Origin of the sequence: Pseudomonas sp. TH34 (assembly GCF_016650865.1) — a bacterium.
GTDB classification, from domain to species: Bacteria; Pseudomonadota; Gammaproteobacteria; order Pseudomonadales; family Pseudomonadaceae; genus Aquipseudomonas; species Aquipseudomonas yamanorum.
The window spans coordinates 60782-85790 of sequence record NZ_JAEKFB010000006.1 but is presented as its reverse complement, the minus strand read 5'-3'; the positions used below and the strand labels follow the sequence as shown (position 1 = coordinate 85790).

The 25009-nt window shown below is 60.9% G+C and carries 24 protein-coding genes; 12 read left to right on the top strand and 12 right to left on the bottom strand.

The features are described 5' to 3' along the window. From JFU58_RS04545 to JFU58_RS04530, 4 genes are all read left to right on the top strand, one after another. Positions 1 to 2232 (top strand): efflux RND transporter permease subunit (locus JFU58_RS04545; RefSeq protein WP_201139931.1); only part of this gene is annotated, 2232 nt, incomplete at its 5' end. A gap of 118 nt (positions 2233 to 2350) precedes the next feature. Further along, positions 2351 to 2647: a DUF5629 family protein gene (locus JFU58_RS04540; RefSeq protein ID WP_010172342.1), complete on the top strand. Its 297-nt coding sequence runs from the start codon at positions 2351 to 2353 to the stop codon at positions 2645 to 2647. Then, positions 2634 to 3809 (top strand): lactonase family protein, encoded by a 1176-nt coding sequence (locus JFU58_RS04535; protein WP_063031289.1) that lies wholly within the window; start codon positions 2634 to 2636, stop codon positions 3807 to 3809. Before JFU58_RS04540 ends, JFU58_RS04535 begins: the two co-directional genes overlap by 14 nt. Before the next feature lie 156 nt (positions 3810 to 3965). Beyond that, a complete protein-coding gene (locus tag JFU58_RS04530; protein ID WP_017475510.1) occupies positions 3966 to 4145 on the top strand; it encodes a hypothetical protein in 180 nt (59 codons plus the stop codon). A 131-nt stretch (positions 4146 to 4276) separates the two neighbouring features. On the opposite strand, the gene JFU58_RS04525 is transcribed toward JFU58_RS04530, so the two are convergent. The 4 genes from JFU58_RS04525 to trhP form a co-directional block, all read right to left on the bottom strand. Next, positions 4277 to 4870 (bottom strand): glutathione S-transferase N-terminal domain-containing protein, encoded by a 594-nt coding sequence (locus JFU58_RS04525; protein WP_201139930.1) that lies wholly within the window; start codon positions 4868 to 4870, stop codon positions 4277 to 4279. Continuing rightward, positions 4867 to 8505, bottom strand: a complete 3639-nt coding sequence (locus tag JFU58_RS04520) for an AAA family ATPase (protein ID WP_201139929.1) — start codon at positions 8503 to 8505, stop codon at positions 4867 to 4869. The genes JFU58_RS04525 and JFU58_RS04520 overlap by 4 nt, the downstream gene beginning before the upstream one ends. Next, positions 8502 to 9743, bottom strand: a complete 1242-nt coding sequence (locus tag JFU58_RS04515) for an exonuclease SbcCD subunit D C-terminal domain-containing protein (RefSeq protein ID WP_201139928.1) — start codon at positions 9741 to 9743, stop codon at positions 8502 to 8504. Before JFU58_RS04515 ends, JFU58_RS04520 begins: the two co-directional genes overlap by 4 nt. Positions 9744 to 9823: 80 nt before the next feature. Then, positions 9824 to 11143, bottom strand: a complete 1320-nt coding sequence (gene trhP, locus JFU58_RS04510) for a prephenate-dependent tRNA uridine(34) hydroxylase TrhP (RefSeq protein ID WP_201139927.1) — start codon at positions 11141 to 11143, stop codon at positions 9824 to 9826. Positions 11144 to 11292: 149 nt separating this feature from the next. Between trhP and JFU58_RS04505 the strand changes: the two genes are divergently transcribed. Continuing rightward, positions 11293 to 12354, top strand: coding sequence for an AI-2E family transporter (locus JFU58_RS04505; RefSeq protein ID WP_063031278.1), 1062 nt, complete (start codon positions 11293 to 11295; stop codon positions 12352 to 12354). Here the strand turns inward: JFU58_RS04505 and JFU58_RS04500 are convergent. The 3 genes from JFU58_RS04500 to JFU58_RS04490 all read right to left on the bottom strand — a co-directional run bounded on the left by JFU58_RS04500 (position 12351) and on the right by JFU58_RS04490 (position 13411). Continuing rightward, positions 12351 to 12530 (bottom strand): hypothetical protein, encoded by a 180-nt coding sequence (locus JFU58_RS04500; protein ID WP_017475504.1) that lies wholly within the window; start codon positions 12528 to 12530, stop codon positions 12351 to 12353. The two genes, JFU58_RS04505 and JFU58_RS04500, sit on opposite strands and share 4 nt — an antisense overlap. Positions 12531 to 12630: 100 nt before the next feature. After that, positions 12631 to 12825: a hypothetical protein gene (locus tag JFU58_RS04495; protein ID WP_003211226.1), complete on the bottom strand. Its 195-nt coding sequence runs from the start codon at positions 12823 to 12825 to the stop codon at positions 12631 to 12633. Positions 12826 to 13057: 232 nt separating this feature from the next. Further along, positions 13058 to 13411, bottom strand: a complete 354-nt coding sequence (locus tag JFU58_RS04490) for a hypothetical protein (RefSeq protein ID WP_017475503.1) — start codon at positions 13409 to 13411, stop codon at positions 13058 to 13060. A 242-nt stretch (positions 13412 to 13653) separates the two neighbouring features. Between JFU58_RS04490 and JFU58_RS04485 the strand changes: the two genes are divergently transcribed. After that, a complete protein-coding gene (locus tag JFU58_RS04485) occupies positions 13654 to 14472 on the top strand; it encodes a shikimate 5-dehydrogenase (protein WP_201139926.1) in 819 nt (272 codons plus the stop codon). A gap of 98 nt (positions 14473 to 14570) precedes the next feature. Here JFU58_RS04485 and JFU58_RS04480 read toward each other — a convergent pair whose 3' ends face one another. Further along, entirely contained in the window at positions 14571 to 15218 is a 648-nt protein-coding gene (locus tag JFU58_RS04480; protein ID WP_063031273.1) for a YceH family protein, read from the bottom strand. Between the two features lie 126 nt (positions 15219 to 15344). Between JFU58_RS04480 and JFU58_RS04475 the strand changes: the two genes are divergently transcribed. After that, complete coding sequence (locus tag JFU58_RS04475; protein WP_003211233.1) at positions 15345 to 15854, top strand: DUF1993 domain-containing protein; 510 nt, start codon at positions 15345 to 15347, stop codon at positions 15852 to 15854. Between the two features lie 70 nt (positions 15855 to 15924). Here JFU58_RS04475 and sstT read toward each other — a convergent pair whose 3' ends face one another. Then, positions 15925 to 17145 carry a serine/threonine transporter SstT gene (gene sstT / locus JFU58_RS04470; RefSeq protein WP_177070134.1) on the bottom strand — a complete coding sequence of 407 codons (1221 nt, stop codon included), beginning with the start codon at positions 17143 to 17145 and terminating at the stop codon, positions 15925 to 15927. A 214-nt stretch (positions 17146 to 17359) separates the two neighbouring features. Here sstT and JFU58_RS04465 point away from each other — a divergent pair, with 214 nt between their 5' ends. Beyond that, positions 17360 to 18514, top strand: a complete 1155-nt coding sequence (locus JFU58_RS04465; protein ID WP_093198462.1) for an MFS transporter — start codon at positions 17360 to 17362, stop codon at positions 18512 to 18514. Between the two features lie 4 nt (positions 18515 to 18518). Here the strand turns inward: JFU58_RS04465 and nhaR are convergent, their stop codons facing one another. Beyond that, positions 18519 to 19421, bottom strand: coding sequence for a transcriptional activator NhaR (gene nhaR / locus JFU58_RS04460; protein ID WP_063031267.1), 903 nt, complete (start codon positions 19419 to 19421; stop codon positions 18519 to 18521). A gap of 134 nt (positions 19422 to 19555) precedes the next feature. Between nhaR and JFU58_RS04455 the strand changes: the two genes are divergently transcribed. The 4 genes from JFU58_RS04455 to mnmH all read left to right on the top strand — a co-directional run bounded on the left by JFU58_RS04455 (position 19556) and on the right by mnmH (position 22865). Next, complete coding sequence (locus tag JFU58_RS04455) at positions 19556 to 19819, top strand: hypothetical protein (protein WP_177070135.1); 264 nt, start codon at positions 19556 to 19558, stop codon at positions 19817 to 19819. Positions 19820 to 19847: 28 nt separating this feature from the next. Continuing rightward, positions 19848 to 20594, top strand: a complete 747-nt coding sequence (locus JFU58_RS04450; protein ID WP_063031263.1) for a TerC family protein — start codon at positions 19848 to 19850, stop codon at positions 20592 to 20594. Positions 20595 to 20727: 133 nt separating this feature from the next. After that, positions 20728 to 21762, top strand: coding sequence for a selenide, water dikinase SelD (selD, locus tag JFU58_RS04445; RefSeq protein ID WP_201139925.1), 1035 nt, complete (start codon positions 20728 to 20730; stop codon positions 21760 to 21762). Next, positions 21762 to 22865: a tRNA 2-selenouridine(34) synthase MnmH gene (gene mnmH / locus JFU58_RS04440; protein ID WP_201139924.1), complete on the top strand. Its 1104-nt coding sequence runs from the start codon at positions 21762 to 21764 to the stop codon at positions 22863 to 22865. The genes selD and mnmH overlap by 1 nt, the downstream gene beginning before the upstream one ends. 129 nt (positions 22866 to 22994) lie before the next feature. Here mnmH and JFU58_RS04435 read toward each other — a convergent pair whose 3' ends face one another. After that, a complete protein-coding gene (locus tag JFU58_RS04435) occupies positions 22995 to 24050 on the bottom strand; it encodes a permease (RefSeq protein ID WP_201139923.1) in 1056 nt (351 codons plus the stop codon). A gap of 50 nt (positions 24051 to 24100) precedes the next feature. Continuing rightward, complete coding sequence (locus JFU58_RS04430) at positions 24101 to 24802, bottom strand: hypothetical protein (RefSeq protein WP_063031257.1); 702 nt, start codon at positions 24800 to 24802, stop codon at positions 24101 to 24103. Between the last annotated feature and the right edge of the window lie 207 nt (positions 24803 to 25009).

The window sequence follows — 25009 nt, the reverse complement described above, 5'->3', positions numbered from 1 at the left end:
AAAATGATCCCCCTCAAGCACCCCTTCATCGAGAAGATGATGGAGCACCGCAATGACCTGGCGAACCTGGGCAACACGGTGCGCATCTCGGTGGAGGCCAAGGACGGTGACATCTTCACGAAGGAGTACATGGAGACCCTGCGCCAGATCAACGACGAGGTGTTCTACATCTCAGGCGTCGACCGCTCCGGGCTCAAGTCCCTGTGGAGCCCCAGCGTGCGCTGGACCGAAGTCACCGAAGAGGGCTTTGCCGGCGGTGAGGTGATCCCCCAGAGCTACAACGGCTCGCCGGAAAGCCTCGATCAACTGCGCAACAACGTGCTCAAGTCCGGGCAGGTCGGGCGGCTGGTGGCCAACGATTTCAAATCGAGCATCGTCGACATCCCGCTGCTGGAGTCCTACCCGGACCCGCAAGACCAGGGCAAGCTGCTGGCCCTGGACTATCGCAAGTTCTCCCATGAACTCGAAGACAAGATCCGCGACAAGTTCGAAGCCCAGAACCCCAACGTCAAGATCCACATCGTCGGGTTTGCCAAGAAGGTCGGCGACCTGATCGACGGTCTGGTGATGGTGGTGATGTTCTTCGGTATCGCCTTCGTCATCACCCTGGTGCTGCTGCTGTGGTTTACCAACTGCCTGCGCAGTACCGTCGCGGTGTTGAGCACCACGCTGGTGGCGGTTATCTGGCAGCTTGGGTTGATGCATGCCCTGGGTTTCGGGCTCGATCCCTACTCGATGCTGGTGCCGTTCCTGATCTTCGCCATCGGTATTTCCCATGGCGTGCAGAAGATCAACGGCATCGCCCTGCAATCCAGTGATGCCGACAACGCCCTGACCGCCGCCCGGCGTACGTTCCGCCAGTTGTTCCTGCCGGGAATGATCGCGATCCTCGCCGATGCGGTCGGCTTTATCACCCTGCTGATCATCGACATCGGCGTGATCCGTGAACTGGCCATCGGCGCCTCGGTGGGTGTAGCGGTGATCGTGTTCACCAACCTGATCCTGCTGCCGGTGGCGATCTCCTACGTGGGCATCAGCAAACGCGCCATCGAGCGCAGCAAGAAAGATGCACACCGCGAACACCCGTTCTGGCGCCTGCTGTCGAAATTCGCCAGCCCCAAAGTCGCGCCGGTGTCGATTGCGTTGGCACTGGTCGCCTTCGGTGGCGGCCTCTGGTACAGCCAGAACCTGAAGATCGGCGACCTCGACCAGGGCGCACCGGAGCTGCGCCCGGACTCGCGCTACAACAAGGACAACAACTTCATCATCAACAACTACTCCACCAGCTCCGACGTGCTGGTGGTGATGGTCAAGACGCCGCCGGAAGGCTGCTCGCGTTATGAAGCCATGGCGCCCATCGACCAGTTGATGTGGAAGATGCAGAACACTGAGGGCGTGCAGTCGGCCATCTCGCTGGTGACCGTGTCCAAGCAGATGATCAAGGGCATGAACGAGGGCAACCTGAAATGGGAAACCCTGTCCCGTAACCCGGATGTGCTGAACAATTCCATTGCCCGTGCCGATGGCCTGTACAACAACAATTGCTCCCTGGCGCCGGTACTGGTGTTCCTCAACGACCACAAGGCCGAAACCCTCGACCGCGCGGTGCATGCGGTGCAGGACTTCGCCAAGGAGAACAACAAGGACGGCCTGGAATTCATTCTCGCCGCCGGTAACGCCGGGATCGAAGCCGCCACCAACGAGGTGATCAAGGAGTCCGAGCTGACCATCCTGATCCTGGTGTACCTGTGCGTGGCCACCATGTGCATGATCACCTTCCGCTCCTGGGCGGCGACCCTGTGCATCGTGTTGCCGCTGGTGCTGACCTCAGTGCTGGGCAACGCGCTGATGGCGTTCATGGGTATCGGCGTCAAGGTTGCGACCTTGCCGGTGGTGGCCCTGGGCGTGGGGATTGGCGTGGACTACGGCATCTACATCTACAGCCGCCTGGAGAGTTTCCTGCGGGCCGGCCTGCCGTTGCAGGAAGCCTATTACCAGACCCTCAAGTCCACCGGTAAAGCCGTGCTGTTCACCGGCCTGTGCCTGGCCATCGGTGTGGCCACGTGGATCTTCTCGGCCATCAAGTTCCAGGCCGACATGGGCTTGATGCTGACCTTCATGCTGCTGTGGAACATGTTCGGCGCGCTGTGGCTGCTGCCGGCGCTGGCACGCTTCCTGATCAAACCCGAGAAGCTGGCGGGGCAGAAGGGCAATTCGCTGTTCGCTCACTGATCCAACGCTGTTCGTCAAAACGCCGTGGCCTGTGCCACGGCGTTTTGCTTTGCGCGGGCTTAGGCCGATGCAACGATTTGACCTATCATGAGGTCTTTCCCCTTGATGATTGATGGTTATGACTGCCGACACCGCTACCTTGCTCAATGCTTTCGAAGACTGCCAGATGGTCGAAATCGATGGCCTGCACACTTTCGATTTCAGCCTGGATGACCAGAAGTTACTGATCATCTGCATGGACGGTCGTGCCGAGAAGCGCTGGAGTTTCAGCCTGGAGCAAGTCAAGGCGGCGACCTTTGATCAAACCCTGCAAAGCTGGACCCTTACCGGTGACTCGGGCGAACACCGCCTGGTCTGCATGAGCGGTGTCACCGGCAACAATAATGACGAGGATGAAGCGGATGATGATGCGTAAATTCTGGCCCCTGCTGATGGCCGGCAGCGTAGGCGCAATGTCGGTCCAGGCCGCGCCGGTGGACACCTATGAGTTACTGGTGGGCAGCTACACCGCCGGCACCAGTGAAGGTATCTACCGCTTGCAGTTCGACAGCCGTACCGGGCAGTTCAACGGCCAGCCGGTGCTCGCTGCCAAGGCGGCCAACCCGTCGTGGCTGACCCTGTCCAAAGACCAGAAGCACCTGTTTGTGGTCAATGAAAACGGCCCGGGCCAAAAAGACCCGGTGGGGCGCGTCAGCAGCTACAGCATCGACCCGAAAAACCATCAACTGACCCTGATCAACCAGGTGCAGAGCCTGGGCAACGAGCCGACCCATTCCAGCCTGGCCAGTGATGGGCGCTACCTGTTCGTGGCCAACTATTCCGTACTGGAAGATCCGGGCGGCAGCCTCGCGGTGTTGCCGGTAGACGCCGAAGGCAAGCTGTCGCCGCCGGTGCAGTTGAGTGGGCATCCGGCCAGCCGGGTCAACCCGGAGCGTCAGGCGTCCAATCACGTGCATTCGGTGGTGTCTTCGCCAGACGGCAAGTACGTGTTTGTCCAGGACCTGGGGGCGGACAAGATCTTTGCCTACCACTACGATCCCAAGGCCAACCATGAATTGCCGCTGACCCCGGCCGATCCTGCGTTTGTGCAATTGCCACCGGGCAGTGGCCCACGGCACTTGCTGTTCACCGCAGACGGCAAGCACGCCTGGCTGACCACTGAGATGAGCGCGCAAGTGGCAGTGTTCGACTACAACGATGGCAAGCTGACCCAGAAGCAACTGGTCAACTTTGCGGACGGCCAGCCGGTGTCCGACAAGGCCGGCGCCGCGCTGCATGCCTCAAGCGACGGCAAGTTCCTCTACGTCAGCAACCGTGGCACCGCCAACCAGATGCTGGTGTTTGCCATCGACCCGGGAACTGCGCAGTTGAAAGAGATCCAGCGCCGCTCGGTGGAAGGTGACCATCCCCGGGAGTTTGCCCTGGACCCCAGCGGCAAGTTTCTGCTGATCGCCAACCAGAAGAGCAACGAGATTGTGGTCGTCGAGCGCGACCCCAAGACCGGTCTTTTGGGCAAAACCGTGCAGAAACTGGCGATTGATGCTCCCAGCGACCTCAAGTTCTTGCCGCGACAATAAGCCACAGGCCCCGCAGTGCGGGGCCTGACTGGTTGTATTAATCGTATTAATAGCGGCTAGTGTTTCAATGAATTTCTAAGGCTAACCCCTCGGGCGTAAGTTTGGTTCCAAGGCCAACACAGGCCACTCAGCCAACCGAACACAAGGGTTACCGACATGAACTTCAATCTCTTCTCGATCATCGCCGCTTCCGCTGTTTCCGCCACCGTTGCATTGCCAGCTGCGGCCAGCGTTGAAATCAGCAGCAAAAAAACCAGCACCAGCGCCTACACCCAGAAGTACCTGCAACAAAGCGCCAACTTCTACGCAGCGCTGGACCACAAAATCCAGAACTGATCTTGAAGCTGATGAAGATCAAATGTGGGAGCGGGCTTGCTCGCGAACGCGCCGGGTCAGTCCATACATGGGCTGACTGATACACCGCCTTCGCGAGCAAGCCCGCTCCCACATTTTGTCCTGCGACAGTCTCAGGGTTTTGCCATTACGGCGATGAACAAAGGCGATTCCAGGAAGCGCTGCAACCAGTTCTGCAACCGCGGATAAGGAGCCCGTCCAAACCACTCCCGATCCACATGCGCAAACTGCCGCACAAACGGTGCCAGTGCCACATCCGCCAGGCTCAAGTGCCCGGCCAGCAAATACTCCCGCTGCGCCAGCAACCCCTCCAGCTTCGACAAAAACACCTCACCCTCGGCCCGATAATGCTCCATCGGCTGCTCCGGATAGCGCTCGGCATACTTGTATCGATCCAATTGATATTTGAAGCCCTGATCATTCTCTTCAATCAGCGCCTGCGTCGCTCCATCATCCTCAAGCAACCAACCCTCTGGGTCGTTCTGCGCCAGGGCCCAGCGCATGATCGCCAGGCTTTCATCGATCACCCGGCCATCCACGCTCAGCACCGGCACCGTGCCTTTGGGTGACAACGCCAGCATCTCAGCCGGCTTGGCCTTGAGGCTGACCTCGATGATGTGCACTGCCACCCCCGAATACCGCAAGGCCATCCGCGCCCGCATCGCATACGGGCAGCGGCGGAACGAATACAACACCCCCTCGCTCACTTGACCTCCAGGGTGCTCAAGCCATTGCCTTGGCGCTTGACCTGAATCTGCACCGGAATCCGCTCGTGCATTTCCTGCACATGGGAAATCACCGCCACCTTGCGGCCCTGGGCCTGCAAGCCGTCGAGGGCATCCATCGCCAGTTGCAGCGACTCGGGATCGAGGCTGCCAAAGCCTTCATCGATAAACAGCGACTCAATCTTCAACGTACTCGACGCCATCGACGCCAGGCCCAAGGCCAAGGCCAGCGAGACGAGGAATGTCTCGCCCCCCGACAACGAATGCACCGAGCGCAGTTCGTCGCCCATCTCCGTGTCGAGCACCAGCAGGCCGAGCATGCTGCCGCCGCGTTTGAGGCGGTAGCGGCGCACCAGTTGGCGCAGTTGCACGTTGGCGTGGTGCACCAGCAGGTCGAGGTTGTAGGCCTGGGCGATCTTGCGGAAGGTATCGCCGGTGGCCGAACCGATCAGCGCATTCAGGCGTGCCCAGCGCTGCCATTCCTCGTAAGCCTTGGCGATCTCCGCCGCCAAGGCCTGGTTGGCATCCTGGCGGCGCTGGTCGTCGGCCTGTTGGGCGCGCAGTTCGGCGCAGTGTTTTTCGCCAATGACCAGCGCGGCATTGAGTTCGGCCAGGGCGCTGTCCAGTTGCTCAGCTTCAAGGTTGCCATTGTGCAACGCCTGGTGATCCTTGAGCCGCTGTTCGCGTTCTTGCAGCAACACCTTGGCTTGTTCGACGGCTTTTTCGCTGTGTTGCAGTTGCTGGCGTAACTCAACCACCTGCGGCTCATCGAAGGCCACCAAGCGGGCCAGGCCTTCGTCATCGAGTTCCGGGTGCAAGGCACGCCAGTCGCTGAGGCGCGTAGTGAGGGCCGCGTGTTCGGTTTCCAGAGACTGTTGGCGCTCTTGCAGCGACTTGAGGTCGGCTGCCATTTGGATCAACTGGTTGCGGGTGTCCTGCAACTGCTGGTTGGCCTCGGACTCATGCTGGCGCGCCTGGTCGACGGCCTGGTCCAGTTGCTGCTGCCAGTGCTCGGCGCTGGGGTTTTCGCCCAGCAGGCCGGCGAGTTTCTCCTCGGCGGCGTGTTGCAGGGCGCTTTGTTCGGCGAGCTGTTTTTGCAAGGTCTCCAACTGCTGCTGGCGATGTTGCTGGCGGTCCTGTTCTTTCTCGATGGCTTGCTGACGCTGCAGCTGCTCGGCCAATTCTTCCTTTTGGTTATCGAGCTGTTCCAGGCGTTGGCTGACCTGCTGGTCGAGCAGCATGAAGGTCGCCGCCGGCTCGCTGCGCAGGCCGTCGAGGGTCTCGCTCGGCAACAGGCTGGCGAAGGCGTTGAGTTCTTCGTCCAGGCGTTCGCGGTCGTTGGACAGTTCCCGTTGCTGGTCAATCAGTAACTGGCGCGCCTGTTGGCTGGCGTCCTGAGCGGCTTGCAGTTGTTGCTGCATACGCCCGGCGTTCTGTTGCAGGTTGAGCAGGGCGCCTTGGCGTTGTTCATCCTGGGTGAGGCTTTGGCTGAGCTGGCTCAGTTGTTGGGCAAGCCAGGCGTCGCGTTTTGCCGCGTCCTGGTTGAACAGCGAGGTAGACAGCGGGTGGGCTTCAAGGCTCGGCACCAGGGCCTGCAACTGGCTCGCGAGCTGCTCCTGCTGTTGCAGGAATTCCTTTTGCTGGGCGATCAGGCCGCCCACTTCGCCGCGTAGCTCGGTGAGTTTCTCCTTGAGCACATCCACGGCTTGCTGCGCGTTGGCTTCTTCGCTTTCGTCGTGCCGGGTCAGGCTTTGCAGTATCGCTTCGGGCTGGTGATACGGGTGCTCGACACTGCCACATACCGGGCACGGTTGGTCATCCTGAAGCTGGCTGCGCAATTCCTCGACACTGGCACTGCGGGCCAAACGCTGACGTTCCAGCAATTGCTTGGTGACGGCCAAGGTCTGTTCGGCGACGGCCAGCTCGGCCTTGGCTTGCAGGCCGCTCTGGTTCAACAGTTCACGTTGTTGCTGGGCGAGAGTCTGCTTTTGCGTCAGGGCCTGGCTCTGGCTGTCCAGTTGCTGATGGCTGTCCCACAGCCGCGCCAGGTCTTCAAACGCACGATGTTGCTTGCGATTGTCCTGGAGCAGGCTGCCCAACAGCTGGATCTGCTCGGCCACCGCATGGGGTTCGGCGCCGGCTTCGTGGTACAGCAGGTCCAGGGCTTCGCGTTGCTCGGTCCACTTTTCGCCGAGGCGGGTGGCGCGTTCTTCCAACTGCGGCAGTTCAGCCTGGCCTTTGTTGAGGCGATTGCCGATCAGCATCAGTTGTTGCAAGCGGTCGCGGTAGGCATTCCAAGCATCACTCAAGGGGGCGAGTGCGGCACTGCGTTCAAGCTCTGCGGCCAGCCGGTGCAGGCGCTCGGCGACGAGTTTTTGCTTGTCGAGCAAGCCGGTCAACGCCGCCTGGCCTTCCACACAGGCGGCTTCGCCCAGCTGTTTTTCTTCGCTGCGCTTGGCCAGCTCACGGGTCAAGTGGGCGAGGGTGGTTTGCTCCTCGAAAGCCTGACGCAGCAGGGGCACCGCATCGGCTTGTTGTTTCAGGGCCTGAGCGAGAGCGGTTTGCACCTCAGCCTGCTGCTGTTGCAGTTGGGTCTGGCGGGTGTGCAGCGCGGTTTGTTGCTCAAGGTGCTGCTGGATCTGCGCGGCGAGAGGCTGCAACTGCGTGGTCAGTTCAGCCTGACGCGTGAAGTGATGACGTTGCGGTGCCAGTTGCTCCAGGCGGCTGAGGTCCAGGCGTTGTGGGCCCAGGCTTTCCCAGTGTTGCTGGGCCTGCTGCAATTGCTCGACCGCGCCTTGTTGGCGCTCCTGCCATTCCCGCAGTTCCTTGAGCCAGGTGTGCTGCAGCTCAAGCTGCTTGAGCTGCGCCTGCTGGGTCTTGAGCTGCTGCTGGGCGGCAGTCAGTTGTTCGTCCAGCTCAGCGCGGGCTTCAGGGGCCAGCGGGGTGACGCCGGTGGCCTGGTCTTGCAGGTGTTTGTGGGCGTCCCGTGCATCCTTGGCCTTGTCGAAGGCGCGGCGACCGAGTTGGGTATAGAGCGCGGTGTCGGTGAGCTTTTCCAGCAGTTCGCTGCGCTCATTGTCGTTGGCTTTGAGGAAGGCGCTGAATTCACTTTGCGCGAGCAATACCGCGCGGGTGAACTGCTCGAAGTTCAGGCCCAGGGCCAGTTCCAGCTGGGTCTTGTATTCGGTTTTCTGGCTGGCCAGCAGTTGCTCGCTGTTCAGGTCGATCAAGCTTTGCCGGCTGGCTTGCAGCTTGCCGCTGGCCTTGTCCCGGGCGCGGTTGGCTTCCCAGCGGGCGCGGTAGCGACGGCCGCTGACGCCGACAAAATCCACTTCGGCATAACCGCCGCCAGTGCCCCGGCGAATCAGGGTGCGTGGGTCACCGATGGAAATATCGGTGTCGGCATCCGGCATTTTTGCCTGGCCGGTATCCCCCAGGCGTGGCACGGCGCCAAACAGCGCCAGGCACAGTGCATCAAGCAAGGTACTTTTACCGGCACCCGTGGGCCCGGTAATCGCGAACAGCCCGGCACTGGCCAAGGGCTCGGCGGTAAAGTCGATTTCAAACGGCCCGGCCAGGGAGGCAAGGTTTTTCAGGCGAATGGCGAGGATCTTCATGGCTGTTCGCCCTCCTGTTGCACTTCCTGGAGCAGCACGGCGAAGTCCTTCAGGGTCTGTTCGTCCACTTCACTGCCGTAACTCTCCTGCCAAGCGCGGCTGAACAATTCCTGGGGCGTGAGCTGGTCGAGTTCGATCAGGCGGTCTTCCTGACTGTCTTCGCGGCTGCCCGTGCCTGCGTATTCAGCCGCAATGCGCACCAGGCGCACGGCCTTGCCTTGCAAGGCGTTTTCCACTTGCTGGCGCAGGTCGGGTTGCGGCTCGTCGAGGCGCACCCGCACTTCCAGCCACGGTTGGCGCTGGATTTCCGCCAGCAGGTCGATGTCGGGCAGCTCGGCCAGTTGCTTGAGGATGTCGGCCAGGGGTGCGGCTTCCAGGCGTTGCAGGTTGACCGAGCGCGGGATCAGGCGGGATTCGACGCTGACCAGGGTTTCGCCGTCCAGTTGCACATCGAGGATCTGGTGCTGGTAGCCGATTTCCGAAAACGACAGTGGAATCGGCGAGCCGCAGTAGCGAATACGCTCCTCGCCATTCACCCGCTGGGGTTTGTGCAAATGGCCGAGGGCCACGTAGCTGACGCTGGCATCAAACAGGCTGGCGGGCAGCGCTTCGGCATTGCCGATGATCAGGCTGCGCTCGGAATCTTCCGACACCGAACCGCCGGCCATGTGCGCATGGCTGATGGCAACCAGTGCCTGGCCCGGTTGGCGCTTGGCGTTGGCAGCGGCGATGAGCCATTCATGAACCTGGCCGATGCCCCGCAGGTAATCGTCCCCCAATTGCGCGCCGGTCACTTCGGCCGGGCGCAGGAAGGGCAGGGCCAGGCACCAGCCGGCGATTTCACCGTCGGCACCGGGCAACGGAATCAGCAGGCGTTCGACATCCAATTGCCCGTCATCCAGCCACAGCACCCGGCCCAGCGCGTGGGTACGCAGGCGGCGCATCAACGGCGCCGGCAGTTCGATGCGCGAGCCGGAGTCGTGGTTGCCGGCGATCATCACGATGGTCAGTGCGGGGTTTTGCTCGTGGGCGCTGATGATGAAGTCATACAGCCGCTCCTGGGCCTTGAGCGGCGGGTTGACCGTGTCGAAAATATCGCCGGCGATCAGCAGCACATCCGGGCGATGCAGGCCCAACTGGCCCAGCAGCCAGTCGAGGAAGCAGGCGTGTTCGAAGTCGCGTTCCTGGCCGTGCAGGTTTTGCCCAAGGTGCCAGTCGGAGGTGTGAAACAGACGCAAGGCGATCTCCGTAAAAAAGAGGGTGACCGCTCAAGACAGGGTGGCGGTACGCAGAGCCGCCAATTCTACTGTGCTAATGCTTAAACATCCCGCATCAAAAGCCCGAATCTCAGGTCCATTTCCGCCGGGATCGGCAGATACACCGTATGGCCGTCGCCCGGCGCCACCTCGATAGCCTCGCCCTTGGCGCTGTGCAGCGTGGCCAGGTCAAAGTGGAAATTCCCCGCCGGGGTCATCAGTTCCAGGTGATTGCCCACGGCAAACCGGTTCTTCACCTTGACCTCGGCCAGCTCGCCGCGCCGTTCACCGGTCAGCTCGCCGACGAACTGCTGACGTTCAGACACCGAGCTGCCGTTTTGGTAGTTCTGGTATTCATCATGCACGTGTCGGCGCAGGAAACCTTCGGTGTAGCCGCGCTGGGCCAGGGATTCGAGGTTGGTCATCAAACCCCGGTCAAAGTCGCGCCCGGCCACTGCGTCGTCGATGGCCTGGCGATACACCTGGGTGGTGCGGGCGCAGTAGAAGTGGGATTTGGTGCGGCCTTCGATCTTCAGCGAATGCACGCCCATGCGCGTCAGCCGCTCGACGTGCTGCACCGCTCGCAGGTCCTTGGCGTTCATGATGTAGGTGCCGTGCTCGTCTTCGAAGGCGGGCATCTGCTCGTCAGGGCGGTTGGCCTCCTGCAACAGGAACACCTGGTCAGTGGGCGCGCCGAGGCCCAGGGTCGGCTCGGGTGCGTACTGCTGGACGATGTCGCCAACGGCGTTTTCCACCGCAGGTGTGGCCTGGTATTTCCAGCGGCAGGCGTTGGTGCAGGTGCCTTGGTTGGCGTCGCGTTTGTTCATGTAGCCCGACAGCAGGCAGCGCCCGGAATAGGCCATGCACAGCGCGCCGTGCACAAACACTTCCAGCTCCATGGCGGGGACGTGCTGGCGGATTTCCTCGATCTCCTCCAGCGACAGCTCCCGGGACAGGATGATCCGGCAGATGCCTTGGGCCTGCCAGAACTCGACGCTGGCCCAGTTCACCGTATTGGCCTGTACCGACAGGTGGATCGGCATGTGCGGGAAGTGCCGGCGTACCAGCATGATCAGGCCCGGGTCGGACATGATCAGCGCATCCGGGCCCATGGCGATCACCGGGGCAAGGTCCTTGAGGAACGTTTTCAGCTTGGCGTTGTGGGGCGCGATATTGACCACCACGTAGAACCGCTTGCCCTGGGCCTGGGCTTCCTGGATGCCGAGGGCGAGGTTGGCGTGGTCGAACTCGTTATTGCGCACCCGCAGGCTGTAGCGCGGTTGCCCGGCGTAGACGGCATCGGCGCCGTAGGCAAAGGCGTAACGCATGTTTTTCAGGGTGCCGGCGGGGGCGAGCAGTTCGGGGGCGATAACGGGAGGCATGGGTTCGGGTCGCAAAAGGGCGGCAGGGTAGCCGGGGCGAGCACGGGGTTTATTGATCCAGGTCTAATAAGTAGGGCACTCGCGGGATTTGCAGCGGACTAAACATCAAGGCGCACATGAGCGTCTGGTGTTTTAGACATGGATCGGACATGAACCAAACCAACTTGCAATTCAAAACCCTGCTGTTACTGCTCGCCCTGGTGACCATCGCGTTTATCTGGATTTTGCTGCCGTTCTACGGCGCGGTGTTCTGGGCGGTGATCCTGGGGATCATCTTTGCGCCCATGCAACGGCGCTTCCAGCAACGTTTTGGCTGGAACCGCAACTTCACCTCCCTGGCAACCCTGACGGTGTGCCTGGTGATCGCGATTTTGCCGGTGATCATCACCAGTGCCTTGCTGGTGCAGGAGGGCGCGACGCTTTACAAGAACGTCGAGAGCGGCAAGCTCGACGTTGCCGGTTACATCGAGCAGTTCAAGAATTTCCTGCCACCGTATTTCCAGCATCTGCTGGACCGCTTCGGCATGGGTAACCTGGAAGGCCTGCGGGAGAAGATCGTCAAAAGCGCGATGCAGGGCAGCCAGTTTTTTGCGACCCAGGCGTTCAGCTTCGGCCAGGGCACGTTTGATTTCCTGGTGAGCTTTTTCATCATGCTGTACTTGCTGTACTTCCTGCTGCGCGACGGTCCGGAGCTGGTACGCAAGGTGCGCACCGCCGTGCCGCTGGCCGAACCGCAGAAGCGTCGCCTGCAATTGAAGTTCAACCGGGTGGTGCGGGCCACGGTGAAAGGCAACGTGCTGGTGGCGGTCACGCAAGGGGCGTTGGGTGGTTTGATCTTCTGGTTTCTGGACATTCCCAGCGCGTTGCTCTGGGCGGTGTTGATGGCGTTTCTGTCGCTGCTGCCGGCGGTGGGCGCGGGGATTGTGTGGGGGCCGGTGGCGGCGTATTTCCTGCTCAGCGGGTCGACCTGGCAAGGCGTGGTGCTGGCGCTGTTCGGGGTGTTTGTGATCGGGCTGGTGGACAATGTGCTGAGGCCCATCCTGGTGGGCAAGGACACCCGTATGCCGGATTACCTGATCCTTATCTCAACCTTGGGCGGCCTGTCGATCTTTGGCCTGAACGGGTTTGTCATCGGCCCGTTGATTGCTGCGTTGTTCATGTCCAGCTGGGCGCTATTTGTCGAAACCAAACCGCGGGTTCAATTGCCTTAGGCATGAAAACAATGGGCCATCCTGACCGACAGGGCCTGGGCGGCTGGCAACGAGGTGAGTGGGCCGCTGATGGGTTCGCCATCGCGTACCAGGTACCAGCAGGCGAGCAAACCCAGCTCCCGGAGAGGGGCGGGAACGGCACTGCCGATGACGGACATGATTTGAATAGTGGGCATGATGACCTCCAAGACGCTATGGAGGTGACATTACGGTGTGCAGGCCTTAAGTGAAAATTAACCCGCTCGATAGTCGACATCACTGTTATCGAGCGATCAATCAGTCGACAACCTGGTCGAGCATGTGCACCACTTCCTGTTCACTGAGCAGACCCTTGCGCACCAGGTTTTCCGTCAGCAAGGACAGGAACTTGGCGTTGCGATGGCCTTCCAGGGCCTTGAGTTCGGTCAGTACGCTATAGACCTTGCTTGAGGTGCAGAGGCCGGCGGTGCGATGGGGGTTTTGCGTGGGCATGGTCAATCGTCCTTGTTGTTATTGACTGGACAGTGTTGATAGTGGAGGCCTTTTAAGACACAAACATGACAGCGCAGACCCGGTTCGGGCAAGCGTCAATTGAGATCAATGATGTGGGATTTGGCCACAGCCATTGTCCTTATAACGACCTTGGCGAGATTTATTCAGACCAACAGGCCAAAAAAAGGCCCCGCTTTTAGGGCGGAGCCTGTTCAGGTGTGTCAGTTCATGCTTACCAACCGCGACCATAATAGCCGTGTGGAGGGCCGTAGTAGCCGCGCGGTGGGCCGTAATAGACCGGTGCCGGGCGGTAATAAACCCGTTGCTGCACATACACCGGCGGTGGCGGTGCGTAATAGACCGGCGGCGGAGCGGCATACACCGGCTGCGGCTGGACATACACCGGCTGTTGCACGTAGACCGGTTGCTGCTGGCTGGCAACGATCGAGCCGCCTACCACTGCACCGACAACGGCACCCAGTGCAAGCGGAGCACCCCAACCACCACCGTGGGCGGAGGCTTGTCCTGCTATAGCGAGTGCGCCGATAAGCAAGGCGATCTTGGGGAGTTTACGAATCATGGTCATTCCTCGGTTAGCCCCAGCGCTCATGGTCTGCAATCAATAGACTCAAGGATTGTCGCGGGGATACTTTGTAAGACAGCGTATTTCTAAAAAACAGCACGGCCTATAGGTAAAGGTTGTGTAAGGTCTGTATCGGTTGGCTTACACAAGCGGCCGGGCACAGTGCGTATGATCCACGACTACCCGCCGGCGCGGGTATTCCGTCTATCCGAAACCGCCTCTGGAAGGGCTTCAAGGAGTTACCGATGCAGATGAACCCCAACAAGGACACCCAACTGTGCATGTCACTGTCGGCGCGCCCCGGGAACTTTGGCCTGCGTTTTCATAACCACCTGTACGAGCAGTTGGGGCTGAATTTCTACTACAAGGCCTTCAGCAGCCAGGACCTGCCAGGCGCCGTCGGTGGCATTCGTGCGTTGGGCATTCGTGGGTGTGGCGTGTCGATGCCGTTCAAGGAGGCGTGCATTGCCCTGGTGGACGAGCTGGATGATTCGGCGCGGGCCATTGCGTCGATCAATACCATCGTCAACACCAATGGGCATTTGAAGGCCTACAACACCGACTACATCGCCATCGAGCAACTGCTGCGCAAGCACGAAGTGCCCAAGGACTCGACATTCGCCCTGCGCGGCAGCGGTGGTATGGCCAAGGCGGTGGCCAGTGCGTTGCGCGATGGCGGTTATGCCAAGGGCGTGATTGTGGCGCGTAATGAAGTGGCGGGCCGGGCACTGGCCCAGAGCCTGGGGTATGAGTGGCAGGCGCAGTTGGGTGCCTTGCGCCCGCAGATGCTGGTCAACGTGACGCCGATTGGCATGACCGGAGGGGCGGAGGCGGATCAGTTGGCGTTTGAGGCTGATGCCATTGATGCGGCCGAGACCGTATTCGATGTGGTGGCGATTCCCTCGGAAACGCCGCTGATCCTGCGCGGCCGCGCCCAGGGCAAACGCGTGATCACTGGTTTGGAAGTGATCGCCATCCAGGCCTTGGAGCAGTTTGTGCTGTACACCGGCGTACGGCCGACGGATGCGCAGTTTCAGGCGGCGGTGGCGTTTGCGCGAAGCTGAGCATCACCGCTGACTGTGTGGCGAGGGAGCTTGCTGTGGATAGGGAGCTTTTGTGGCGAGGGAGCTCCCTCCCTACCAAAGCTCACTCACCACAAACATTACTCTAGCCGCGAAAGGCGCTCTTCCAGCGCCACAATCCGCGCTTCCAGCTCTTCGATACGCTCCAGGGAAACCCCACTTCCCGCACCACGCTCCACCGGATTCCCACGTGCCGCCAGGATCGCTTCAATGTCCGCCGGGTCGCCCAAGGCGTGCATGTACCGATCTTCCCGCTGCCCCGACTGGCGCGGCACCAACAACGCAAGCCCACGGGCAATCAGGCGTTCCAGTTGATGCACCACTTGCTCGGTGTCTTCAAATTCGTGCATGCGCCCGCTGCGGGTCAGCAGTTCGTTGACCGTCTGCGGCCCCCGCAGGAACAACAGCCCACTGAGAATCACCTGGGCCGGCACCAGTTCCAGGGCCTTGTCCACCCGATGCTCCCAGCGGTCGGCGCGGCTGCCCATCACCAGCCGGGTAAACCCGCGACCTTCCAGGGCCCGCAGGCTCTGGCCGACCTGGCCCTGGCTCAGGTTCATCACCGGTTCACGGCTGGTTTTCTGGTTGCAGGCGATCACCAGCGCGTTGAGGGTCAACGGGTAGGTTTCAGGGCTGGTGGCCTGTTTTTCGATCAGGCAGCCCAGGATGCGGATTTCCGTGCTGTTCAGGCGCGGCTCTTCGGAAGTGGTGTCGTGCTCGGTGGTCATCGCGCTTTCCCTAATGCAGTGAGCCCACTAGCCTAATCCTGAAAAAATAAAAGACAAGCGGCGCTGGCGGCCGGCATGTCTATAATCGCCGCTGTTTCAAACCCTGCCACAACTGTCGAGACTGTCATGACTATTTCCCTGTACGCCGCTTCCCTCCCGGTCTTCAAGCAAATGCTCAACGCCCTGAGCGATGTGCTGAACAAGGCCGAAGCCCACGCCACCGCCAAGAACATCGACCCGAACGCCTTCCTGCAAGCACGCCTGTACCCGGACATGTTCCCGCTGGTGCGTCAGGTGCAGATCGCTGTCGACTTCGCCAAAGGCGTTTCTGCCCGCCTGGCTGAAATCGAAGTTCCGAAATACGACGATACAGAAGTGACCTTCGCCGACCTGCAAGCGCTGATCGCCAAGGTACTGGCGTTTATCGACACCATCACCCCGGCTCAGGTCGACGGCAAAGAAGGCATCGAAATCATCACCCGCCCTGGCACGCCGAAAGAGAAGCGCTTCAGCGGCCAGTCGTACCTGCTGAGCTACGGCCTGCCGCAGTTCTTCTTCCACGTCACCACCGCTTACGCCTTGCTGCGTCACAACGGTGTGGAAGTGGGCAAGCGCGACTACATGGGCGCGTTCTAAGCCTTAAGTCGTAAAAAGCCCGGGGCAGTTCATTCACGAACCGCCCCGGGCTTTTTTGTGCGCGTAAGGTTTACGCGGTCTGTTCTTCTTTGCCCAGGCACGCAGCAGCGGTGAACAGCACGTCGGTGGACGAGTTCAGCGCGGTTTCCGCCGAGTCCTGCAAGACACCGATGATGAAGCCCACGGCTACCACCTGCATCGCGATTTCGCTGGGAATGCCGAACAGGCTGCATGCCAGCGGAATCAACAGCAGCGAGCCCCCGGCAACCCCCGACGCGCCGCAGGCGCACACTGCAGCGACCACACTGAGCAACACGGCGGTGGGGATGTCCACGGCGATGCCCAGGGTATGCACGGCGGCCAGGGTCAGTACGGTGATGGTGATCGCCGCGCCGGCCATATTGATGGTGGCACCGAGGGGGATCGACACCGAGTACGTATCTTCATGCAGGCCCAGGCGCTTGCTCAGCGCCAGGTTGACCGGGATGTTGGCTGCCGAACTGCGAGTGAAGAAGGCGGTGATACCACTTTCCCGCAAGCACATCAGCACCAGCGGGTAAGGGTTGCGGCGCAGTTTCCAGAACACGATGGCCGGGTTGATCACCAGCGCGACGAACAGCATGCAGCCGATCAACACCAGCAGCAGGTGCGCGTAGCCCAGCAGGGCGCCGAAGCCGGACGTGGCGAGGGTCGAGGCCACCAGGCCGAAGATCCCCAGGGGCGCGAAGCGGATCACCATGCGCACGATCAGCGTGACGCCGTTGGACAGGTCTCCCAGCACGGTGCGGGTGGTGTCGCTGGCATGGCGAATGGCGATGCCCATGCCGATGGCCCACGCCAGGATACCGATGAAGTTGGCATTCATCAGCGCGCTGACCGGGTTGTCCACCACGCTGAGCAACAGGCTTTGCAACACGTCACCGATGCCGCCGGGAGGACTGATGGCCACATCGTGAGTGGCCAGTACCAGCGAGGAGGGGAACAGCGTGCTGGCGATCACCGCGACCACGGCGGCAGAAAAGGTGCCCAGCAGGTACAGGAACAGGATCGGCCGGATATGGGTTTCCTGGCCATGCTTGTGGTTGGCAATTGAAGCCATCACCAACACAAACACCAGGATGGGCGCGACGGCCTTGAGCGCCGAGACAAAGACCTTGCCGATAAATCCGGTGGCTTGTGCCACGTCGGGTAACAGCAGGGCCAGCAGGATACCGGCGATCAGGCCGATGACGATTTGGGTGACCAGGCTGATAGACATCAGGCGTTGAAAGAGGGAAGGGGCAGCAGTCATAAAAGGGTTGTCTCTAGTTTTTTTAATAGATGCAGCTAGGCAGCATGAATCTGGCAGGGGCGAAGTCTAACATCTGTAGGAAACGTCTAATCCGGGTGCGGCGTTCCGTCGCCACGCTGCTACACATTCTGTTAACATTGCCCATCCTCTTATTTCCTCTCTATCAGCGGGCCCTCCGGGCTGTCGTTGATGTCGCTGTTTTCTGGAGTTTTTGATGTTGTTTCCGATTCTGTTGCTGTCGGCGGCCGGTTTTACCGTGCTGACCACAGAGTTCATCATTGTGGGCCTGTTGCCTTCCATCGCCCGGGACCTCGACGTGAGCGTGTCCCAGGCCGGGTTGCTGGTGACATTGTTCGCCTTTACCGTGGCGGCGTTTGGCCCGTTCCTGACCGCGTATTTCGCGCGGTTCGAGCGCAAGCGGCTGTTTATCACGATCCTGATCATGTTCGGCCTGGCCAACACCCTTGCAGCAGTGGCCTCGAATATCTGGGTCATGTCCTTGGCCCGGTTGATCCCGGCGCTGGGATTGCCGGTGTTCTGGGCCCTGGCCAGCGAGACGGCGGTGGACATCGTCGGGCCGGATTTCGCCGGCCGTGCGATTGAAAAGATCGGCTTCGGCATCGTGTGTGCCACGGTCTTCGGGATCCCGGTGGGCACGCTGATTTCCGATATGTTCGGCTGGCGCACCGCCTTCGGCATTCTTGCGGTGGTGGCGTTTGCCAAGGCCTTGCTGCTGTTTATCTACCTGCCGAAGACCCGGGCGAAGAACGACCAGGTCAGCTTGCGCTCCCAGTTCAAGATCTTGCGCAGCCCGCTGATGCAGGGCCATATCCTGCTGTCGATCCTGGTGTTCAGCGGGATGTTCACCGCCTATACCTATCTAGCCGACATCCTCGAACGCCTGGCGGGTTTTGACGGAACCCTGGTGGGCTGGTGCCTGATGGGCTTTGGCGCGGTCGGCCTGATCGGCAACTCCTTGGGCGGGCGCATGGTCGACCGGCATCCGCTGATCGCGTCGATGGTGTTCTGCGGCTTCATGATCGCGGGCATGGTGGCGCTGGTGCCCGCCATTCATTCCACCATCGGATTGGCGGCGGCGATGGCCGTATGGGGCGTGACCCAGGCGGCGCTGTTTCTGGTCAGCCATGTGCGGCTGATGAAGGCCGCACCTCATGCGCCGGCGTTTGCCGCCTCGCTGAACATCGCCGGGGCCAACCTGGGGATTGGCCTGGGGGCGTTGGTGGGCGGTCACGTGATCGACACCCTGGGCCTTGGCAGCCTCGGGTTTGCTGCGGCTGGCTTTATCCTGCTGTCGATCCTGCTGGCGCTGTGGCTGATGACCGCCAAGACCCGCGCCGTCTGCGCCTGATTCCTCAGGGCAGGGCCGTAAACAGCTCCCGTCTCGCACCTTCGGTAATCGCCACGATGCCGGGGTGCTTGACCTTGCGCTCTACCGAGATCGCATAAAACGACTCGGTCACCGCATCCGTCTGGCCGATCAGCACCACGCCATATTGGCGTTCCACCTCATCGGCAATCACGCTGGGTGCGATAAAAATCCCGCTGCCGGATTGGCCAAAGGCCTGCATCAACGCACTGTCGTCAAACTCCCCGACAATCCGTGGCTGGATCTGCTGCTCGGCAAACCAGCGCAGCAAACGGCTGCGCACCACCGTCTCCGCGCCCGGAATCAACAGCGGCGCGCCCTGCAGGCACTGTGGGAAATCGCCGTGATGCTGGTCAGCCAATGCTTGGGTCGCGAAAAAACTGATCCCGCATTCCCCCAGCTTCTGGCTGTAGCCCTTGATGTCCAGGTGCGGCGGCATCGGGCTGTCGGAGATCACCAGATCCAAGCGCTGGATCGCCAGGTCCGCCAGCAAGCGCTCGAGTTTGTCTTCACGGCAGGTGATGCGGATCGGCTCGCTCAATTCCATGGTCGGCGCAATCAGCCGGTAGACGATGGACTTGGGCACCACATCCGCCACGCCGACCCGGAACAGGATCTGCTGCTCATTGGGCTGGGTGCGCAACATGGCTTCAAGCTCATTGCCCAGCTGGAACATCTGCTCGGCATAGGGGAGCGCCTGGCGCCCGGCTTCGGTCAGCTCCAGTTGGCGCCCAACCTTCTGAAACAAGGCCACGCCGAAGGTCTGCTCCAGCAGGCTGATCTGCCCGCTGATGGTCTGCGGCGTGAGGTTCAGTTGCTCACAGGCGCGCACGATGCTGCCGGTCTTGGCGACGACCCAGAAGTAGTGCAGTTGTCGGTAATTGAGCATGGCAGTCAATACTTCGTGAAAACCGAAGTATAAACGAAAAAAATACGAATTTTACTGAAGTGTTCGCCTGCATAGAATGCGTCGCTATCGAGGGGCCACTACTTGGACCCGACGGTTCTAACGAGGAACGCATCATGAAACTCAATTCCCTGGGCGCAACGGCGTTACTTGGGCTTTCATTAGTCATGCTCAGTGGCTGTGACCAAGCGGAAAAAAGCGCGCAGCAACTGCTGGGTAAAGCCACCGAGTCGGCCAAGCAAGTGATTGACGACACCCACCAGGCCGCCGAACAGGCGTTGAGTGATGCGACCAAGGGCTTGATCGCTCCGCCGCAAGGCAAGCAGGACAAGCAGGAACAGGAAGGCAATAAGCCTGAATCCACCTCCCAAGAAACCTGATACCCGCACATCACACCAGGACTGACCTATGGAATACCTTTTACAACTGGCCGCTAGCCCGACCGCGTGGATCGCACTGGCCACCTTGATCGTCATGGAGATTGTGCTGGGGATCGATAACCTGATCTTTATCTCGATTCTCACCAACAAGTTGCCGTTGAAACACCGGGCCAAGGCCCGTCGCATCGGCATCAGCATGGCATTGATCCTGCGTCTGGGCCTGTTGAGCACCATCGCCTTTATCGTGCAGCTGACCGCGCCGGTCATCGACATCCTGGGGCAGTCGTTCTCCTGGAAAGACATGATCCTGATCGCCGGTGGCCTGTTCCTGGTCTGGAAGGCGACCACCGAGATCCATCACAGCATGGACCCCGAAAAGGAGCACGTGGACACCGGTGCGCCGAGCGTGACCCTGGGCTTCGCTTCGGCCATTGGCCAGATCCTGCTGCTGGACATGGTGTTTTCCATCGACAGCATCATCACCGCCGTGGGCATGACCGAGCACTTGCCGATCATGATCATTGCCGTAGTGGTCTCGGTAATCGTGATGTTGGTGGCGGCTGAGCCGTTGGCCAAGTTCATCAACGACAACCCGACGATTGTGATGTTGGCCTTGGGCTTCCTGATCATGATCGGTATGACGCTGATCGCCGAAGGTTTCGGCGCCCATGTTCCAAAAGGCTATGTGTATGCGGCCATGGCGTTCTCGGCGGCTATCGAGTGCCTGAACATGATGCGACGCAACCGGCATAAACGCCTCGCTGCCAAACAGTAAACGCTGTCAAGAAAGGCCGGCTGCGCTTATCAGAGCCCAGCCGGCCTTTTTGCTGCCTGGTTCCCGCTGAATCGTCCATGTATGTAGGAGTCGTCTGTTAAGATTCTTCGCCTTGACGTTTTGAGGTGCCTTCATGAACGAGCCAATTCGCCTGACCCAATACAGCCACGGTGCTGGTTGCGGTTGCAAGATTTCACCTCAGGTGCTGGAAGTGATCCTTGCCGGCAGCGGTGCGCAAAACCTTGACCCCAAGCTGTGGGTAGGCAACGCCTCCCGTGATGACGCTGCTGTATATGCCATCGACGACGAGCGCGGCGTGGTGTCTACCACCGATTTTTTCATGCCGATTGTCGATGATCCCTTCGACTTCGGCCGTATTGCCGCCACCAACGCCATCAGCGATATCTACGCCATGGGCGGCGATCCGTTGATGGCCATCGCGATTCTCGGCTGGCCGGTCAACGTGCTGGCCCCGGAAATTGCCCGGGAAGTGATTCGCGGCGGTCGTTCCGTGTGTGACGCGGCCGGGATTCCCCTGGCCGGTGGCCACTCCATCGACGCCCCCGAGCCGATCTTCGGTCTGGCCGTCACCGGGCTGGTAGAAAAACGCCACATGAAGCGCAATGACACCGCCACCGCCGGTTGTCAGCTGTACCTGACCAAACCCTTGGGCATCGGTATCCTCACCACCGCCGAAAAGAAGGGCAAGCTGCGCGAAGCCGATGTGGGCCTGGCCCGTGACTGGATGTGCACCCTCAACAAGCCCGGCAGCCGTTTCGGCAAACTGGCCGGTGTGACGGCCATGACCGACGTCACCGGTTTCGGCCTGTTGGGCCATCTGGTGGAAATGGCTGACGGCAGCAATTTGACTGCCCGCATCCAATACGAAAAAGTCCCACGCCTGCCCGGGGTTGAGTACTACCTGGAGCAGGGCTGCGTGCCTGGCGGCACCTTGCGCAACTTCGACAGCTACGCCAGCAAGCTGGGGCGCCTGAACGAACTGCACAAACGCGTGCTGTGCGACCCGCAAACCAGCGGCGGCCTGCTGGTGGCGGTCACGCCCGAGGGCAATGCCGAATTCCTTGCCGTGGCGGCGGAACTGGGCCTGAACCTTGAGCCGATCGGCGAATTGGTTGAGCGACAGACCAACGCGGTAGAGGTGTTCTGATGCCCATCGACATCACCGATTACCGCGATATCTTTCTCAACGACCGGCCGATGATGGATACCCGCGCGCCGATCGAGTTCACCAAGGGCGCGTTCCCCGGGGTGATCAACCTGCCGTTGATGACCGACGACGAGCGCGAACGGGTGGGCACCTGTTACAAGCAGCAAGGCCAGCAGGCGGCCATTGTTCTCGGTCACGAACTGGTGTCCGGGGCAATCAAGGCCGAACGTATCGAACACTGGGCGCGTTTTGCCCAGGCCCATCCGGACGGTCTGCTGTACTGCTTTCGCGGCGGGATGCGTTCGCAGATTGCCCAGCAATGGTTGAAAACCGAGGCGGGTATCGACTATCCGCGAGTGGGCGGTGGCTACAAGGCCATGCGCACCTTCCTGCTTGACACCGTTGAAAGCGCCACCGCGCAATGCGACTTCGTATTGCTGGGCGGCATGACCGGCACCGGCAAGACCGAAGTGCTCGGCCAGTTGAACAACGCCCTGGACCTGGAAGGCCACGCCAACCATCGCGGTTCCAGCTTCGGCAAGCGCGCCACGGCGCAACCCTCCAACATCGACTTCGAAAACCGCCTGGCGGTGGACCTGCTGAAAAAGCGTGCTGCCGGTATCGAGCAGTTCGTGGTCGAGGATGAGAGCCGCATGATCGGCAGCTGCGCCCTGCCATTACCCTTGCACAAGGGCATGCAGGGCTTTCCGATGGTCTGGCTGGAAGACAGCGTTGAAGGCCGCGTGGAGCGCATCCTGAAGGATTACGTGGTGGACCTTTGCGCTGAGTTTTTCACGGTGTTTGGCGAGACTGGCCAGGAACTGTTTGCCGAACGCCTGACCCAGAGCCTGGGCAATATCCACAAGCGCCTGGGCGGCGAGCGGTTTGCGCGGTTGCACGCGATCATGCAGGGCGCATTGGCAGAGCAAGCCCGCAGCGGCGCGGTGGATTTGCACCGCGGCTGGATCGAAGGGCTGTTGCGTGAGTACTACGACCCGATGTATGCGTTCCAGCGGGAAAGCAAAGGCGCACGCATCGAGTTTGCGGGAGAGCAAGCGGCGGTGGTGGAGTATTTCCGGGACAGGCTCGCTCGGCGTAAGTAATTGATTGAGTTGGCCGGCCCTTTCGCGAGCAAGCCCGCTCCCACATTCGACCGCATTTATCCTGTAGGAATGCAGTCAACATGTGGGAGCGGGCTTGCTCGCGAAGAGGCCCTCGAATTCACCCAATCACTACAGGATAAACGCCCCGATCAGCCCACACACCACCCCCATCAGCATCGTCAGCCCGGCCACGGTCACCAGCACCCGCGCATCGAAGTCCTTACGCAGCATCAGCAGCGATGGCAGGCTCACGCTCGGCAGGGTCATCAGCAAGGCCACGGCCGGGCCGGTGCCCATGCCGAGGGTCATCATGGTCTGCACGATGGGGATTTCGGCGGCGGTCGGAATCACGAACAACGTGCCGACAATCGCCAGCGGCACCAGCCACACCAGGCTGTTGGCCATGGCGCCGTCAACGTGGGGAAACAGCCAGACCCGCGACGCGCCGAGGATCAGCACCGCCAGGATGTACACCGGAATCGTGCTCCAGAACAGCTGCCACAGGGTGCGCAGCCAGCGGGTCAGGAACGGTTCGGTTTCGGTGAGGCTGGCCTGGGCCACGGCGTCGAGCGCGGCTTCCGGTACCTGCTCCGGCCGCGCGATGCGCTGCGCCACCAGCGACACACCGACCACCAGCACGATCCCGGCCACCAACCGCAGCGCGGTAAAGCCCCAGCCCAGCACAAAGCCCATGAACACCAGCGTCGCCGGGTTCAGCACCGGGTTGGCAATCCAGAACGCCAACGCCGCGCCCACCGAGACCTTCTGCCGACGCATACCGGCCGCCACCGGAGCGGCGCAGCAACTGCACATCATCCCCGGCAAGGCGAATAGCCCGCCACGCAGGGTGGAACCCAGGCCGGCACGGCCAAACAGGCGCAGCAGCCAGTCCCGTGGGATCAGCACCTGCAGTAATGAGCCGAGAATGACCGCCAGCACCGCAGCCTTCCAGATCGCCAGGAAATACACCTGGGCATAGGCCAACGCGGCGGCCAGTGGCGCGCTTTGCTGGTCGTTGAGAATCGAGGCGCCGATGCTGTGGTTGTCCGCCGCGATAAACGCTTTGGCGTAGTAGGGCGACCACTTCACGTAGTAGAGGCCGATGCAAGCCACCAGCAGGAACAGCGCTGGTTTCCACCAGAAGGACCAGCCCCGGGCGGGCTGGGTGGAGGAGAGGTTGGACATGTCGATGATCCGCAGATGAGTCAATAGCGCAGCATCATACGCTGTGGGACCTAAATATCGGCACTCACCTGTGTGGCTTCCGGGCAAGTCTGCTGACCGTTATCCAGCCCTTGCTTGTAATTGCGGCTCAGCATCGTGGCCTTGCCGTTGTGCCAGGTCAGGGTCAACACATACAAGGTATCGAAATCACTGCCGGACCAATCGTCGGTAATCACGTGTTTTTCACCCACCGCTTCACTCGCCACCTTGTTGATCAGGTCCGGCAGGTAGCCGTGGGACCAGGCGGTATAGATGATGGCGTTGTGGTACTTGTCTTCCACCAGTTCGTCAGCAAGAGCGCTGGTGTCATTGGCCGAAAACTTGATGTTCACCGGCAACCCGAGCTTGATGGCGCTGGGGCTGATGGTCATCAATGGGCGGATGTAGCTGTAGGAGTTGTCTTTCTCACCTTCCTCGACATTGCGGGTCGGGTTGGGCGCGAACACGAAGTTGGCCTTGCCGAATTTTTCCGGCAGGACGGTGGCCAGGTTCATGGCACGGTTCAGGCCCTGGCAATTGAGTTGGCCAAGGCCGCCGGCCGGTTTTTCGCCGTGGCGCAGGAACACCAGGGTTTGCACACCGTCGACTTGCTGGGCGCGGCTGATCCGGGATTCCAGGGTAAGGCCGACTGCGGTGCTCACCAGTAATACCGGCAGCAGGATGTAGGAGTAGCGTTTGAAGCGTTTCGCAAGGCACAGAGGCTTGATGGTCATGAAGGTTCTAAGTCTCGGCGCAGGGATTCAGGGCAAGCAAGCCCAGCCATCGGGCGCTCTCTAAGAGTCTCCCCAGGCAGTTTGGTTCGTTTCGTGGGGGAGATGGGGCGGCATCCTTGCCGTGTGCAGGAGATTAACCAGTAGATGTTGCTGAATTAAGACGGATGCACAAGAGACGCCGAACCACTACTCTCCTACTTTTATCAG

What these genes read in the sequence shown, in the direction of transcription:
- JFU58_RS04480 (WP_063031273.1), bottom strand. Translation starts at nt 15,218, where the DNA reads ATGACCACCGAGCACGACACCACTTCCGAAGAGCCGCGCCTGAACAGC.
- JFU58_RS04465 (WP_093198462.1), top strand. Translation starts at nt 17,360, where the DNA reads ATGTTGTTTCCGATTCTGTTGCTGTCGGCGGCCGGTTTTACCGTGCTG.
- JFU58_RS04530 (WP_017475510.1), top strand. Translation starts at nt 3,966, where the DNA reads ATGAACTTCAATCTCTTCTCGATCATCGCCGCTTCCGCTGTTTCCGCC.
- JFU58_RS04475 (WP_003211233.1), top strand. Translation starts at nt 15,345, where the DNA reads ATGACTATTTCCCTGTACGCCGCTTCCCTCCCGGTCTTCAAGCAAATG.
- JFU58_RS04455 (WP_177070135.1), top strand. Translation starts at nt 19,556, where the DNA reads ATGAAACTCAATTCCCTGGGCGCAACGGCGTTACTTGGGCTTTCATTA.
- sstT (WP_177070134.1), bottom strand. Translation starts at nt 17,145, where the DNA reads ATGACTGCTGCCCCTTCCCTCTTTCAACGCCTGATGTCTATCAGCCTG.
- JFU58_RS04505 (WP_063031278.1), top strand. Translation starts at nt 11,293, where the DNA reads ATGAACCAAACCAACTTGCAATTCAAAACCCTGCTGTTACTGCTCGCC.
- selD (WP_201139925.1), top strand. Translation starts at nt 20,728, where the DNA reads ATGAACGAGCCAATTCGCCTGACCCAATACAGCCACGGTGCTGGTTGC.
- JFU58_RS04495 (WP_003211226.1), bottom strand. Translation starts at nt 12,825, where the DNA reads ATGCCCACGCAAAACCCCCATCGCACCGCCGGCCTCTGCACCTCAAGC.
- JFU58_RS04450 (WP_063031263.1), top strand. Translation starts at nt 19,848, where the DNA reads ATGGAATACCTTTTACAACTGGCCGCTAGCCCGACCGCGTGGATCGCA.
- mnmH (WP_201139924.1), top strand. Translation starts at nt 21,762, where the DNA reads ATGCCCATCGACATCACCGATTACCGCGATATCTTTCTCAACGACCGG.
- JFU58_RS04490 (WP_017475503.1), bottom strand. Translation starts at nt 13,411, where the DNA reads ATGACCATGATTCGTAAACTCCCCAAGATCGCCTTGCTTATCGGCGCA.
- JFU58_RS04430 (WP_063031257.1), bottom strand. Translation starts at nt 24,802, where the DNA reads ATGACCATCAAGCCTCTGTGCCTTGCGAAACGCTTCAAACGCTACTCC.
- JFU58_RS04535 (WP_063031289.1), top strand. Translation starts at nt 2,634, where the DNA reads ATGATGATGCGTAAATTCTGGCCCCTGCTGATGGCCGGCAGCGTAGGC.
- JFU58_RS04540 (WP_010172342.1), top strand. Translation starts at nt 2,351, where the DNA reads ATGACTGCCGACACCGCTACCTTGCTCAATGCTTTCGAAGACTGCCAG.
- JFU58_RS04485 (WP_201139926.1), top strand. Translation starts at nt 13,654, where the DNA reads ATGCAGATGAACCCCAACAAGGACACCCAACTGTGCATGTCACTGTCG.
- JFU58_RS04520 (WP_201139929.1), bottom strand. Translation starts at nt 8,505, where the DNA reads ATGAAGATCCTCGCCATTCGCCTGAAAAACCTTGCCTCCCTGGCCGGG.
- nhaR (WP_063031267.1), bottom strand. Translation starts at nt 19,421, where the DNA reads ATGCTCAATTACCGACAACTGCACTACTTCTGGGTCGTCGCCAAGACC.
- JFU58_RS04435 (WP_201139923.1), bottom strand. Translation starts at nt 24,050, where the DNA reads ATGTCCAACCTCTCCTCCACCCAGCCCGCCCGGGGCTGGTCCTTCTGG.
- JFU58_RS04500 (WP_017475504.1), bottom strand. Translation starts at nt 12,530, where the DNA reads ATGCCCACTATTCAAATCATGTCCGTCATCGGCAGTGCCGTTCCCGCC.
- trhP (WP_201139927.1), bottom strand. Translation starts at nt 11,143, where the DNA reads ATGCCTCCCGTTATCGCCCCCGAACTGCTCGCCCCCGCCGGCACCCTG.